General features: G+C 68.9%; 11 protein-coding genes. 6 read left to right on the top strand and 5 right to left on the bottom strand.

Annotated elements, in window-relative coordinates:
- The first annotated feature begins 100 nt into the window (after positions 1–100).
- Positions 101–316, top strand: coding sequence for a DUF6243 family protein (locus tag ACIBEI_RS28645; protein WP_398893126.1), 216 nt, complete (start codon positions 101–103; stop codon positions 314–316).
- A 170-nt stretch (positions 317–486) separates the two neighbouring features.
- Here ACIBEI_RS28645 and ACIBEI_RS28650 read toward each other — a convergent pair whose 3' ends face one another.
- Positions 487–927 (bottom strand): VOC family protein, encoded by a 441-nt coding sequence (locus ACIBEI_RS28650; RefSeq protein ID WP_398893127.1) that lies wholly within the window; start codon positions 925–927, stop codon positions 487–489.
- A gap of 111 nt (positions 928–1,038) precedes the next feature.
- On the bottom strand, positions 1,039–1,554 hold the full coding sequence (locus ACIBEI_RS28655; RefSeq protein ID WP_398893128.1) for a pyridoxamine 5'-phosphate oxidase family protein: 516 nt from the start codon (positions 1,552–1,554) through the stop codon (positions 1,039–1,041).
- A gap of 302 nt (positions 1,555–1,856) precedes the next feature.
- Here ACIBEI_RS28655 and ACIBEI_RS28660 point away from each other — a divergent pair, with 302 nt between their 5' ends.
- The gene (locus ACIBEI_RS28660; RefSeq protein ID WP_398893129.1) at positions 1,857–4,862 is read left to right on the top strand and encodes a bifunctional [glutamine synthetase] adenylyltransferase/[glutamine synthetase]-adenylyl-L-tyrosine phosphorylase; all 3,006 of its coding nucleotides are present in this window, start codon (positions 1,857–1,859) and stop codon (positions 4,860–4,862) included.
- Positions 4,863–4,918: 56 nt separating this feature from the next.
- On the opposite strand, the gene ACIBEI_RS28665 is transcribed toward ACIBEI_RS28660, so the two are convergent.
- Positions 4,919–5,989, bottom strand: coding sequence for a DMT family transporter (locus ACIBEI_RS28665; RefSeq protein ID WP_398893130.1), 1,071 nt, complete (start codon positions 5,987–5,989; stop codon positions 4,919–4,921).
- A 72-nt stretch (positions 5,990–6,061) separates the two neighbouring features.
- Here ACIBEI_RS28665 and ACIBEI_RS28670 point away from each other — a divergent pair, with 72 nt between their 5' ends.
- Positions 6,062–6,958: a LysR family transcriptional regulator gene (locus ACIBEI_RS28670; protein WP_398893131.1), complete on the top strand. Its 897-nt coding sequence runs from the start codon at positions 6,062–6,064 to the stop codon at positions 6,956–6,958.
- 122 nt (positions 6,959–7,080) lie between these two features.
- On the opposite strand, the gene ACIBEI_RS28675 is transcribed toward ACIBEI_RS28670, so the two are convergent.
- The gene (locus ACIBEI_RS28675; RefSeq protein WP_398893132.1) at positions 7,081–7,953 is read right to left on the bottom strand and encodes a phosphatase PAP2 family protein; all 873 of its coding nucleotides are present in this window, start codon (positions 7,951–7,953) and stop codon (positions 7,081–7,083) included.
- A gap of 98 nt (positions 7,954–8,051) precedes the next feature.
- Positions 8,052–9,086 carry a LacI family DNA-binding transcriptional regulator gene (locus ACIBEI_RS28680; RefSeq protein ID WP_398893133.1) on the bottom strand — a complete coding sequence of 345 codons (1,035 nt, stop codon included), beginning with the start codon at positions 9,084–9,086 and terminating at the stop codon, positions 8,052–8,054.
- A gap of 497 nt (positions 9,087–9,583) precedes the next feature.
- Between ACIBEI_RS28680 and ACIBEI_RS28685 the strand changes: the two genes are divergently transcribed.
- The 3 genes from ACIBEI_RS28685 to ACIBEI_RS28695 all read left to right on the top strand — a co-directional run bounded on the left by ACIBEI_RS28685 (position 9,584) and on the right by ACIBEI_RS28695 (position 12,913).
- Positions 9,584–10,858: an extracellular solute-binding protein gene (locus ACIBEI_RS28685; protein ID WP_398893134.1), complete on the top strand. Its 1,275-nt coding sequence runs from the start codon at positions 9,584–9,586 to the stop codon at positions 10,856–10,858.
- 125 nt (positions 10,859–10,983) lie between these two features.
- A complete protein-coding gene (locus tag ACIBEI_RS28690; protein ID WP_398893135.1) occupies positions 10,984–11,988 on the top strand; it encodes a carbohydrate ABC transporter permease in 1,005 nt (334 codons plus the stop codon).
- Between the two features lie 13 nt (positions 11,989–12,001).
- A complete protein-coding gene (locus tag ACIBEI_RS28695; protein WP_398893136.1) occupies positions 12,002–12,913 on the top strand; it encodes a sugar ABC transporter permease in 912 nt (303 codons plus the stop codon).
- Positions 12,914–12,961: the final 48 nt, after the last annotated feature.

The following is a 12,961-nucleotide window of genomic DNA, read 5'->3' on the forward strand; positions in this document are numbered from 1 at the left end:
AGTGAGAGCGTGACGGGCCCCCGCTGACGTCCTTCGACGTCACCGCCCGTCCCCCACCGACGAATCCGTAGATCACTACGCATCATTACCGGGAGAACCCGTGACCGTGAGCAAGAACATCAACAATCCCGTGGGCATGGGCGGCGGCCAGCGCAAGAAGCTGTCCCGCGCCGAACGGCAGAACAACGGCCCGTACCGCAACCTCGACCGCCAGGGCGCAGCTGACCAGAAGGCGGAGCTGGTGCGCAAGATGCGCGAGAAGGCAGCCGCAGCCGAGGCCGCCGAGCAGACGGACGACGACACCGCAAAGAGCTGACGCACCGCCGCCGCAGGGCGGCACCGCACGGGGCAGGGCCCGGACCGCGACGTGCGGTCCGGGCCTTGCTGTCGTACTGGGCTCTGCCGACGAGGAGACCTTCGACCTGGGCGGACCAGTCACCAGGGACGGCGATCTCTGACCGTGGGATCAGCCGGTGAGGGGATCCGTCACGGGGTCTGCTCGGCCAGGTCTGTCATCAGCTTGTGGAGGGGCTTTGTGGCGCGCTCGCGGAATTCCTGGATGGCCCAGCCGTTGCCGTCCGGGTCGGTGAAGTGCATGAAGGTGCCCCCGTCCTGGGGGGCGTACTGGACGGGCTCACTGACCTCCAGGCCGCGGGCGGTCAGTTCCTCGTAGGCCGCCTTGGCGTCCGCCACGACCAGCTGCAGGCCGTGGTACGTGCCCGGCTGCGGTGTTCCCGTCGGGATCGGCACGCCCTCGGCGAGCGCGATCGAACAGCCGGAACCGGGGGGTGTCAGCTGGACCACGCGGGCGCCCGGCATGACCTCGGTGTCGATGTCGACGTGGAATCCGACCTTGTCCTGGTAGAAGGCCTTCGCCCGGTCGATGTCGGTGACGGGAAGCGTGATCACTTCAAGGGCCATGTCCATGGAACGACTCCTTTGTCGTACGCATTGTCGTAGGCGTTTGCTGTAAAGCGGTTGCCGTATGGCGGTTGCTGTAAGGCGGTTGTCGTCGGTGGTGTCGCGTGCGTTGTGCCTTCAGGTCGTGCGTCCGTCGAACCGCCAGCGGGTCTGGCTGAACGGCTCTCCCTTACCGAAGCCGAAAACGGTCCCGGGCGCCACCGAGAAAACGAGGGCCTTTCCGGCGCCGTGGTGGAAGTGCCCGTCGCCGACCTCGAAGTGCCAGAAACTGCCGTACTTGCGCTCCCACGCCTCGGCCAGCTCGCGCAGCCTGTCGTCGTCGGACACCCGGACCGCCTCGCCCTCCACCACGAGGTCGTACCCCTTGTTCCAGGTGTTGGTGCCTGTGGTCAGTACGACGCTCGGGTTCAGCGCGAGGTTGCGAGCCTTGCGCTCCTCGGGCCCGGTGCAGAAGTGCAACGCGCCGTCCGACCACACCGTCGGCAGCGGGGTGACGTGAGGCCGTCCGTCGGGGCGTACCGTCGAGATCCAGAACAGCTCGGACTCTGCCAGCAGCGCCTCGGCCTCGGCCCAGGGGCGTGCGGTGGCGGTCTCGTCGCTGTAGCGCGTGTCTACTTCGGCCCGCGGTTCCATGAGTGCTCCTCCTGCTGGACGGGCGGATGTCTGGATGATTCCTCACCAGGGCAGACCCCGCCCGCCGACGAAACTCATCGGTCAGGCGGCCACCGCGTGGGCCGCCGGCCGGTCACAGGACCTCCGCCTCCGGGAACATCAGGCCGCCGACGGCCGGACGCGCTCGTCGACCCGCGCCGACCGGCCACGACGGTCGTGGCCCGCTGAAACCGTCGGCCCGCGTCCAGGCGCTTCCCTCAGGGTCTCCGGTTAGGCTCAGGGCCGTACGACCTTGATCCCGTGGGAGGAACAGGAGGCCGGGGATGATGGCGCCGGGGCGCAGGAGCAGTACCTTCTCGCGGCTGCTGCGGCACGGTTTCACCGATCCGTCCGCCGCGGAACGGCTCATGGAGAGCGCGGAACTCGCGCCGATACGGAACGATCCGGTGCTGCTCGACGCGCTCGGCGCCACCGCCGATCCGGACCTGGCACTGCTCGGTCTCGTACGGCTCGTCGAGGCGCAGGACGGTCACACGGCCCAGCGCGAGCTGCTCGACACGCTGATCGCGGCCAAGCCGCTGCGCGACCGGCTGCTCGGGGTGCTCGGCGCGTCCGCCGCGCTCGGCGACCACCTCGCGCGGCATCCGCTCGACTGGCAGGCCCTCGTGATGTACGAGCCGCAGGACCTGCACCCGGGCACCGCGGAGTTCGAGCGCGGGCTCGCCGAGGCATCCGACCCCGTGACGCTGCGGGTCGCCTACCGGCGGTGTCTGCTGTCCATCGCCGCGCGCGACGTGTGCGGGACGACCGACGTCGCGCAGACCGCCGCCGAGCTGGCCGACCTCGCGACCGCCACCCTGCGGGCCGCGCTCGCCATCGCCCGGGCGGCCGCGCCCGAGGACGCCGCGATGTGCCGGCTCGCGGTGATCGCCATGGGCAAGTGCGGGGGACACGAGCTGAATTACGTCTCCGACGTCGATGTCATCTTCGTCGGCGAGGCCGTCGACGGGGCCGACGAGGGGAAGGCGCTGCGGGCCGCCACCCGGCTGGCCTCGCATCTGATGCGGGTCTGTTCCGAGACCACGGTGGAGGGGTCGATCTGGCCCGTCGACGCCAATCTCCGGCCCGAGGGGCGCAATGGGCCGCTTGTTCGGACCCTCAGCAGCCATCTCGCCTATTACCAGCGGTGGGCCAAGACCTGGGAGTTCCAGGCTCTGTTGAAGGCTCGGCCCGTTGCCGGGGATCTTGATCTGGGCGAGACGTACGTCGCCACGCTCGCGCCGCTCGTCTGGCAGGCCGCCGAGCGGGACAACTTCGTCCCCGATGTGCAGAAGATGCGGCGGCGGGTGGTCGAGAACATCCCCGTCGCCGAGATCGAGCGCGAGCTGAAGCTCGGGCCGGGCGGTCTGCGGGACGTCGAATTCGCCGTGCAGCTGCTGCAGTTGGTGCACGGGCGGGCCGACACGTCGTTGCGCAGCGGGACCACGCTGGACGCCTTGAAGGCGCTGGCCGCGGGCGGATACGTGGGGCGCGTCGACGCCGTGCTGCTCGAGGACGCCTACCGGTTCCTGCGTTCCATGGAGCACCGCATACAGCTCTTCCGGCTGCGGCGTACGCATCTCGTGCCCGAGGAGGACGCCGATCTGCGGCGTATCGGGCGGTCGTTGGGGCTGCGCACCGACCCCATCGCCGAGCTGAACCGGGAGTGGAAGCGGCACGCCTCCGTGGTGCGGAGGCTGCACGAGAAGCTCTTCTACCGGCCGTTGCTCGATGCCGTCGCCCAACTCGCGCCGGGCGAGAGCCGGTTGAGTACGAACGCGGCTCGGGAGCGGCTGGTCGCGTTGGGGTACGCCGATCCTGCCGCCGCGTTGCGGCATCTGGAGGCGCTCGCCTCCGGGGTTTCCCGGAAGGCCGCCATCCAGCGGACCCTGCTGCCCGTTCTGTTGGGGTGGTTCGCGGATTCCGCCGACCCCGACGCCGGGTTGTTCAACTTCCGCAAGGTGTCCGACGCGTTGGGCAAGACCCCTTGGTATCTGCGGCTGTTGAGGGACGAAGGGGCCGCTGCCGAGAATCTCGCCCGGGTGCTGTCCGCCGGGCGGCTCGCCCCCGATCTGCTGATGCGGGCGCCCGAAGCCGTGGCACTGCTCGGTGACGGGGACGGCGGCGGGCTCGAACCCCGCAGCCGGGCCCATCTGGAACAGGAGATCCTCGCGGCCGTCGGGCGCGCCAGTGGCGGCGAGGCCGCGGTCACCGCCGCGCGTGGCGTGCGGCGCCGGGAGTTGTTCCGTACGGCCGCCATCGACATCGTGAACTCCTACGGGACCGAGGAGACGCCGGCCCACGCCGACCAGGGTGCGCTGGTGGATCTGGTCGGCGGTGCCGTCTCGGATCTGACGGCGGCGACGCTCGCGGGCGCGTTGCGGGCCGTGGTACGGGACCGGTGGGGGGACACTCTGCCCACCCGGTTCGCGGTCATCGGGATGGGGCGCTTCGGCGGGCACGAGCTGGGTTACGGGTCCGATGCCGATGTTCTGTTCGTGCACGAGCCCCGGGAAGGGGCCGATGAGCAGGAGGCCTCTCGGGCCGCTAATTCCGTTGTCTCCGAGATGCGGCGGCTGTTGCAGGTGTCGAGCGCCGATCCGCCGTTGTTGATCGACGCGGATCTGCGGCCCGAGGGGAAGTCCGGGCCGCTGGTGCGGACGCTGAAGTCGTACGAGGCGTATTACCGCCGGTGGTCTCTCGTGTGGGAGGCCCATGCGTTGCTGCGGGCCGAAGTCGTCGCCGGGGACGAGGAGTTGGGGCAGAGGTTCATCGAGCTGGTCGATCCGTTGCGGTATCCGGCGGAGGGGCTCGGCGAGGATGCCGTGCGGGAGATCCGGCGGTTGAAGGCCCGGATGGAGTCCGAGCGGATGCCTCGCGGGGCCGATCCGACGTTGCACACCAAGCTGGGGCGGGGTGGGCTGTCGGATGTGGAGTGGACCGTTCAGTTGCTTCAGTTGCGGCACGGGTGGGCGGAGCCGGGGCTGCGGACCACTCGTACGCGGGAGGCTCTTGCGGCGGCCTGTGCGGCGGAGCTGATCTCTGGTGAGGATGCTTCGACGCTGGACGAGGCGTGGGTTCTGGCTACGCGGGTGCGGAATGCGGTGATGCTGGTGCGGGGGCGGGCGGGGGATACGTTCCCTTCCGACGGGCGTGAACTTGCTTCCGTGGGGCGGTACTTGGGGTATGGGCCGGGGCATGTGGGGGACATGCTCGATGACTATCGGCGTACTACTCGGCGGGCTCGGGCCGTTGTTGAGGAGTTGTTCTATGGGGCCGCTGAGCGGTAGGGGGTACGGGGTAGGGGGTGGCGGCGGTTGTTCAGCGGGTGCTGGTTGGTGGGGGCTCAGCGCGCAGTTCCCCGCGCCCCTGATGTGGTTTGGGCCGTCCCAGGATTCTGCGGGTCGTCGTCGTGCGCCTGCTCGATGACGATGGTCGGTGACGCGGCGGGGTATCCGTCCTCGGTCAGGCGCGATTGGGGGGCCTTCGAATGGGAGCCCGGCGCGGACGCGCCAGCCGCTGCGGGCGGACACCCCGCCGCGTCCCCTTCTGACGTCCTGCGGGTGCGGGTCATCGCCACTCCGGTCAGGACTATTGCCATGCCTGCCCAGATGCGGGGGCCCGTGGACTCGTTGAGGACCAGGGCGCCCAGGGCGACGGAGACGACCGGGAGCAGGTAGCCGACCGTTGCCGCGCTGGTGGGGCCCTCGTCCGCTATCAGGCGGTAGTTGAGGTAGAAGGTGACGCCCGTGCCGAGGATGCCCAGGGCCGTGATCGCCAGGAGGCCCGTGGCGTCGGTGTGCAGGGGGCCGGCGGTGGGGACGGAGAGGGTCGTCCAGGCTGTGGCGGCCAGGAGTTGGGCCGCCGACATGGCGATCGGGGCGCCCTTGTCGGTGAGTTTGCGGGCCATGTACGCGAAGGCGATGGCGTAGCTCGCCGCGGCGGCCAGGAGGGACAGGGCGCCCCAGGTCAGCAGGCCCGCCGAGCGCTGCCAGGGGGCGAAGATCAGGAGCGTGCCCGCGAAGCCCAGGAACAGGCCGGTCAGGCGGATGCGGCCCAGTCCGCGGTCGGTGCCCAGGAGGATGCCGAGCAGCAGGGACCACAGGGGAGTTGTCGCGTTCAGTACGCCCGCGATGCCCGAGTCGACCGTCTGCTCGCCGATGCTGAAGAGGGCGAAGGGGATCGCGTTGCAGAAGAGGGCCGCGATGGCGAGGCGGGTCCAGGTCGCGCGGTCGCGGGGGAGGCGTTGGCCTGCCGAGCGGGCCAGGAGGAGGAGCACCGCCGTGCCCAGGGCGCAGCGGGTGATCGTGATCTGGGCGGGGGACAGGCCGTGGTTCAGGGCCAGCTTGATCCAGAGGAAGCCGGAGCCCCAGAGGAGGGCCAGGGCGGCCATGCGGAGGGTCGATGTGAGCGGCATGCGTCCACGGTGAGGCACACTGTGGTGTAAGGACAAGTGAAGGATCTTGCATGCACTGTTAAGCTCTGCTGCATGCTTGATGTGCGACGCATGCAGATGTTGCGGGCCGTGGTGACCAGTGGGTCCGTGACGGCCGCTGCCGCGCGGCTCGGTTATACGCCGTCCGCCGTCAGCCAGCAGATCGCCGTGCTGGAGAAGGAGGCTCGTACGCTTCTGCTCGAACGGGTCGGGCGCGGGGTGCGGCCCACCGCCGCGGGGCTGATGCTCACCGAGTACGCGGATGTCATCGGGCGGCAGGTCGCCGAGGCCGAGACCGCGCTTGTCGACCTGCTGGAGGGACGTACGGGGCGGCTTGCCGTGCGGTACTTCGCCACCGCCGGGGCCGCGCTGGTCGCTCCTGCCGTGGCGAAGGTGCGGGCCGAACATCCTGGTGTGCAGGTCGAGTTGAAGCTTGTGGATTTCGAGGACTCACTGCCGGACGTGAAGGAGGGGCGGGCGGATCTGGCGCTCGTGGTCCGGCCCTCGGAGGAGGCCGGGCCCGACGGTGTGCGGCTCGTGCGGCTGCTCGACGATCCCTACCTCGCCGTGCTGCCCAAGGGGCATCCGCTGGCCGGGCGGCGGACCGTCGCGCTGGGCGACCTCGCCGAGGAGCCGTGGGTGGGGAGTGAGTGGCCCGGGCCGTGTCTTGATGCGCAGCTCGTGGCTTGCGAGGCCGCCGGGTTCCGGCCGCGGGTCGTGGTGGACAGCGGGGACTACGCGACCGCGCAGGGGTTCGTCGCGGCGGGGTTGGGTGTCAGTCTTGTGCCTCGGCTGGGGCTGGGGAGTCGGCATCCGGGTGTGGTGGTGCGGGAGGTTCGGGGGCCGGAGCCGGTGCGGTCGATCTTTGCCGTGGTGAGGGAAGGGGCGCCGCGGTCGCCGGCTCTGCGGAGTTTTCTGGGTGCGTTGAGGGAGGCTGGTGGCGCGGCCTGAAGGTGGGTGGTGGTTGGCGGTCGGGTCGTGGCTGACGGCCGGTGGGGGCTTGTCGCGCAGTTCCCCGCGCCCCTTTGGGGCGCGCCGAGCCGTACCCGATCCGCGCTTGGGCCCCCGGAGCCCTAAGCCTTCGTCGGTAGCAAGCGGCGTTTCGGTGGTGTCCCCGGGACCAGCTGCGGCAGCGCGTACGGGAGTGATCCGTACCAGAGCCTTGCCACCGTGTAGCCGAAGGCCAGGCAGATCATGCCGCCGACCGCGTCCAGCCAGAAGTGGTTGGCCGTGGCGACGATGACCACCAGGGTCAGCGTGGGGTAGAGCAGGCCGAGGACTCGGACCCACGGCACCGAGGCCAGGGCGAAGATCGTGAGGCCGCACCAGAGGGACCAGCCGATGTGCATGGACGGCATCGCGGCGTACTGGTTCGACATGTTCTTCAGGTCGCCGGAGGCCATGGAGCCCCAGGTCTGGTGGACCACGACCGTGTCGATGAAGTCGTTGCCGTTCATCAGGCGGGGTGGTGCCAGCGGATACAGGTAGTAGCCGACCAGGGCCACCCCGGTGGTGGCGAAGAGAACCATGCGCGTCGCCGCGTAACGGCCCGGGTGGCGGCGGAAGAGCCACACCAGGACACCCAGCGTCACCACGAAGTGCAGCGTCGCGTAGTAGTAGTTCATGCCGACGATCAGCCAAGTCACCGAGTTCACGCCGTGGTTGACGGCCTCCTCCACGGCGATGCCCAGCTGGTGCTCCACCTTCCAGATCCAGTCGGCGTTCTCCAGCGCCTTCGTCCGCTGCTCGGGGACCGCGTTGCGGATCAGTGAGTACGTCCAGTAACTCACCGCGATCAGCAGGATCTCGAACCAGAGCCGGGGGCGGCGAGGCGTACGCAAGCGGCGCAGGAAACCTTGCCCCGCGCGGCTGTTCGCCTCGTCCGCGACGGGCTGGTGTGCGGCCTGCTCCTGGCCTTCCAGTGTCGTCACGGTGCTCTCACCCATAGAGACAGAGTCTGCCAGATAAGCCCTTCCCCACCGATCATCCCTCGGGTGGGTCCTGGCCGCACGTTCTACACCCGGAGTAGGTGGGGCGCTACTGCTTACGTACGATTTCGGTCCCCAGGAGCCGAAGCGGTGGAACCCCGCACCACCAGTTCCGGCATGAACACGAACTCGCTGTGGGGCGCCGGTGTCCCGCCGATCTCCTCCAGCAACGTACGTACCGCGGCCTGGCCCATGGCCGGGACCGGCTTGCGGACCGTCGTGAGGGGCGGGTCCGTGAACGCGATGAGAGGGGAGTCGTCGAAGCCCACGACGGAGATGTCCTTGGGGACGTCGAGGCCGCGCTGTCGTGCGGCCCGTATCGCTCCGAGCGCCATCATGTCGCTCGCGCAGACGATGGCCGTGCAGCCACGGTCGATGAGCGCGGCGGTGGCCGCCTGGCCGCCCTCCAGCGTGTACAGCGAGTGCTGGACCAGTCGCTCTTCGATGTCGGTCGTGGCCAGCCCGAGCAGGTCCTGCATCGTGCGGACGAAGCCCTCGATCTTCCGCTGGACCGGCACGAACCGCTTCGGGCCCAGCGCGAGACCGATGTTGGTGTGACCCAGCGAGACGAGGTGGGTGACCGCGAGCGCCATCGCCGCCCGGTCGTCCGGCGAGATGAAGGGCGCCTGCACCTTTGGCGAGAAACCGTCGACGAGGACGAACGGCACACCCTGGCCGCGCAACTGCTCGTAGCGCTGCATGTCCGCGGAGGTGTCCGCGTGCAGTCCGGAGACGAAGATGATGCCGGCGACGCCCCGGTCGACCAGCATCTCGGTCAGCTCGTCCTCGGTGGAGCCGCCCGGAGTCTGGGTCGCGAGGACCGGCGTGTAGCCCTGCCGCGTCAGCGCCTGGCCGATGACCTGGGCCAGGGCCGGGAATATCGGGTTCTCCAACTCGGGAGTTATGAGCCCGACGAGCCCCTCGCTGCGCTGTCGTAGACGGACCGGGCGCTCGTAGCCCAGTACGTCGAGCGCGGCCAGTACGGACTGGCGGGTGGTCGCGGCGACGCCAGGCTTCCCGTTCAGGACGCGGCTGACGGTCGCTTCGCTCACCCCCGCCTGGGCTGCGATGTCGGCAAGCCGTGTCGTCACAGGACTGGACTGTACCGGCCGGGTCTCGCCCTGCCCACCGAACGAACGACGGATGCGGGCACTTGACCGGCCCGCTCGGGGCTGCTGCGTCATCGCGTTCCCTCGTGATTCTGGTCGGCACTTCGGTCGGCATTGCGGGCTGTGTCCGTCGCGTACACGCTGTGTGCGCCTGCGGGAAGGGGTGGTTCCTGCAAGGCGCCGCCGGGGCGATGATCCCCGTGACCGACGGGTATGGCAAGAGCTTGCAGAGTCTTGCACAGTGGTCCCGTTCCCGGTGAATGCCCGTGAACAAGGCCTCGGGACGGTCGGGAAGAGGTCACGCCCGGGTAACTGTCTGTCGTTCTTGCACTTTTTTGCTGCAAGGTCTTTCGCGGCGCTTACATCGCTGTTACGTTCACGTCGCCCGGCGGCGGCAACGGTGCGGTCGGAGAGTCGGCGGGGACGGCGGACGGGGCCGTTCCCTCAAGCACACGGGCTTTCACCCTCAAGGAGAACTCATGCGGCGTGGCATAGCGGCCACCGCACTGGTGGCGTCCCTCGCCCTCGCGGCGACGGCCTGCGGCGGCGACAGCGACGACAGTGGCAAGGCGGACGGCCCGGTCACCATCACGTGGTGGGACACGTCCAACGCCACCAACGAGGCACCGGTCTACAAGGCCCTCGCGAAGGAATTCGAGAAGGCCAACCCGGGCATCAAGGTCAAGTACGTCAACGTGCCGTTCGACCAGGCGCAGAACAAGTTCGACACCGCCGCCGGTTCCAAGGGCGCCCCGGACATCCTGCGTTCCGAGGTCGGCTGGACCCCCGCGTTCGCCAAGAAGGGCTTCTTCCTGCCGCTCGACGGCACCGAGGCCCTCGCGGACCAGGGCAAGTTCCAGCCCAGCCTGATCGAGCAGGCCAAGTACGACGGCAAGACGTACGGTGTGCCGCTGGTCACCGACACCCTCGCGCTCGTCTACAACAAGGCCCTCTTCGAGAAGGCCGGCATCGACGGGGCGCCCGCCACCTGGGCCGACCTCAAGACCGACGCCGGCACCATCAAGAAGAAGACCGGCGTCGACGGCTACTGGGGCTCCACCCAGGCCTACTACGCGCAGTCCTTCCTCTACGGCGAGGGCACCGACACGGTTGACGCCGACGCCAAGAAGATCACCGTCGCCTCGCCCGAGGCCAAGAAGGCCTACAAGACCTGGCAGGGCCTCTTCGACGGCAACGGCCTGCACAAGGCCGACACCACCGCGGACGCGTACGCCCACATCCAGGACGCGTTCGTCAACGGCAAGGTCGCCGCGATCGTCCAGGGCCCGTGGGAGATCACGAACTTCTACAAGGGATCGGCCTTCAAGGACAAGGGCAACCTCGGCATCGCCAAGGTCCCGGCCGGCTCCAGCGGCGAGGCGGGCGCCCCGACCGGTGGCCACAACCTCTCGGTGTACGCGGGCTCGGACAAGGCCCACCAGGAGGCCTCGCTCAAGTTCGTGAAGTTCATGACCTCGGCGAAGTCCCAGGAGACGATCGCCCTCAAGAACTCCACGCTGCCGACGCGCGACGACGCCTACACCACCGAGGTCAAGGCCGACCCGGGCATCGCCGGCTACCAGGGCGTGCTCTCCGCCGCCCAGCCGCGCCCGGCGCTCCCCGAGTACAGCTCGCTGTGGGGTCCGCTCGACACCGAACTGCCCAAGATCGCCGGTGGCAAGGAGTCGCTGGACAAGGGCCTGAGCACCGCGGAGACCGCGATCGCCAAGCTGGTGCCCGACTTCAGCAAGTGACCCGTGTGGCCGTCGGATCCGCCGGGCCCCCGCGAGACGGGGGTCAGGGGGGACGGATCCGGCGGCCACCGGCCGTGTCTCCAGAACGTGCGCCCAACCCCTGAATTTCCAGAAGGTGTCGAACCATGACAGTCGTCATCGACCGCGCGACCGGCAAGCGCCGCGGTGAGCGGGCTCCGCGCCCCGGCCCGCTCCAGCGCATGAAGCACTCGTACCAGCGGTACTGGTACGCGTACGCGATGATCGCCCCGGTCGTCGTCGTGCTCGGTGTGCTGGTGCTCTATCCGCTGGCGCGGGGCATCTACCTGACGTTCACCGACGCCACGAGCCTCAACTCGGCCCGCACGATCGGCGTCAACCACATCGACGCCACCTACAAGTTCATCGGCCTGGACAACTACGCCGACATCCTGTGGGGCCCCACCGCGTACGACCGCTTCTGGTCGCACTTCATCTGGACGATCGTGTGGACGGCCCTGTGCGTGCTGCTCCACTACGTCATCGGTCTCGGCCTCGCGCTGCTGCTCAACCAGAAGCTGCGCGGCCGGACCTTCTACCGGCTCGTCCTGGTCCTGCCGTGGGCGGTGCCGACCTTCGTCACCGTCTTCGGCTGGCGCTTCATGCTCGCCGACGGCGGCGTCATCAACTCCATGCTCGACGCGGTGCATCTGCCCTCGCCGCTGTGGCTGGAGGACACCTTCTGGCAGCGGTTCGCCGCGATCATGGTCAACACCTGGTGCGGTGTGCCGTTCATGATGGTCTCGCTGCTCGGCGGCCTGCAGTCAATCGACGGCGTCCTGTACGAGGCCGCCGAGATGGACGGGGCCAACGCCTGGCAGCGCTTCAGGCACGTGACCCTGCCGGGGCTGCGGTCGGTCAGCTCCACCGTCGTACTGCTCGGCGTCATCTGGACGTTCAACCAGTTCGCCATCATCTTCCTGCTCTTCGGCGACACCGCGCCGGACGCGCAGATCCTCGTGACCTGGGCCTACTACCTGGGCTTCGGCCAGCAGCCACGCGACTACGCGCAGTCCGCCGCGTACGGCGTGCTGCTGCTCTCCATCCTGATCGTCTTCACCTCCGTCTACCGCCGCTGGCTGGCCCGCAATGAGCAGCAGCTCGCGATCTGAGGCAGGAGTCCCCATGAGCACCACGACAGTCAAGACCTCCGCCCCGGCGGACAAGGTCCCCGCGGACACCGCCCCGGCGGGCAAGGGGCCGCGGCGTGGCGAGCGCAGTCTCGCCGGCTCCCTGACCTCGCACGGCATCCTCACCGTCGCGAGCCTGATCGCGCTCTTCCCGATCGCCTGGCTCATCTACCTGTCCCTCGGCCCGGACAAGGACGACTACCTGCACCCCGGGGACATCCTCGACAAGATGACGTTCGACAACTACTCGTTCGTGCTGCAGCACACGCCGTTCTTCGACTGGATGTGGAGCACGCTCCTCGTGTCGCTCGGCACGACCGTCATCGGCGTCCTGGTCGCGGCCACGACGGGTTACGCGGTCTCCCGCATGCGCTTCCCCGGCTACAAGAAGTTCATGTGGGTGCTGCTCGTCACCCAGATGTTCCCGGTCGCCGTGCTGATGGTCCCGATGTACGAGATCCTTTCGGAACTCCAGCTCATCGACAACTACTTGGGCCTGATCCTCGTCTACTGCTCGACCGCCGTGCCGTACTGCGCCTGGCTGCTCAAGGGATACTTCGACACCATCCCCTTCGAGATCGACGAGGCCGGGCGCGTCGACGGGCTCTCGCCCTTCGGCACCTTCGCGCGGCTGATCCTGCCGCTCGCCAAGCCGGGCCTGGCCGTCGCCGCGTTCTACAGCTTCATCACCGCGTTCGGCGAGGTCGCCTTCGCCTCGACGTTCATGCTGTCCGACACGAAGTACACCTTCGCCGTCGGTCTGCAGAGCTTCGTCAGCGAGCACGACGCGCAGCGCAACCTCATGGCGGCCACGGCGGTGTTGGTGGCGATTCCGGTCTCCGCGTTCTTCTACCTTGTGCAGAAGAACCTGGTGACCGGGTTGACCGCCGGCGGTACGAAGGGGTGACGCTCCGCTGCGAGGGCCGTGATGTGTCCGCCGTCGATCGGCTGCGGC

The sequence above is a fragment of the Streptomyces sp. NPDC050988 genome (genome assembly GCF_044456225.1).
Lineage (GTDB): Bacteria > Actinomycetota > Actinomycetes > Streptomycetales > Streptomycetaceae > Streptomyces.

Excerpts from the sequence above, each read along its gene's own strand:
- ACIBEI_RS28690 (WP_398893135.1), top strand. The coding sequence starts at position 10,984 with ATGACAGTCGTCATCGACCGCGCGACCGGCAAGCGCCGCGGTGAGCGG.
- ACIBEI_RS28665 (WP_398893130.1), bottom strand. The coding sequence starts at position 5,989 with ATGCCGCTCACATCGACCCTCCGCATGGCCGCCCTGGCCCTCCTCTGG.
- ACIBEI_RS28675 (WP_398893132.1), bottom strand. The coding sequence starts at position 7,953 with ATGGGTGAGAGCACCGTGACGACACTGGAAGGCCAGGAGCAGGCCGCA.
- ACIBEI_RS28685 (WP_398893134.1), top strand. The coding sequence starts at position 9,584 with ATGCGGCGTGGCATAGCGGCCACCGCACTGGTGGCGTCCCTCGCCCTC.
- ACIBEI_RS28655 (WP_398893128.1), bottom strand. The coding sequence starts at position 1,554 with ATGGAACCGCGGGCCGAAGTAGACACGCGCTACAGCGACGAGACCGCC.
- ACIBEI_RS28695 (WP_398893136.1), top strand. The coding sequence starts at position 12,002 with ATGAGCACCACGACAGTCAAGACCTCCGCCCCGGCGGACAAGGTCCCC.
- ACIBEI_RS28660 (WP_398893129.1), top strand. The coding sequence starts at position 1,857 with ATGATGGCGCCGGGGCGCAGGAGCAGTACCTTCTCGCGGCTGCTGCGG.
- ACIBEI_RS28670 (WP_398893131.1), top strand. The coding sequence starts at position 6,062 with ATGCTTGATGTGCGACGCATGCAGATGTTGCGGGCCGTGGTGACCAGT.
- ACIBEI_RS28650 (WP_398893127.1), bottom strand. The coding sequence starts at position 927 with ATGGACATGGCCCTTGAAGTGATCACGCTTCCCGTCACCGACATCGAC.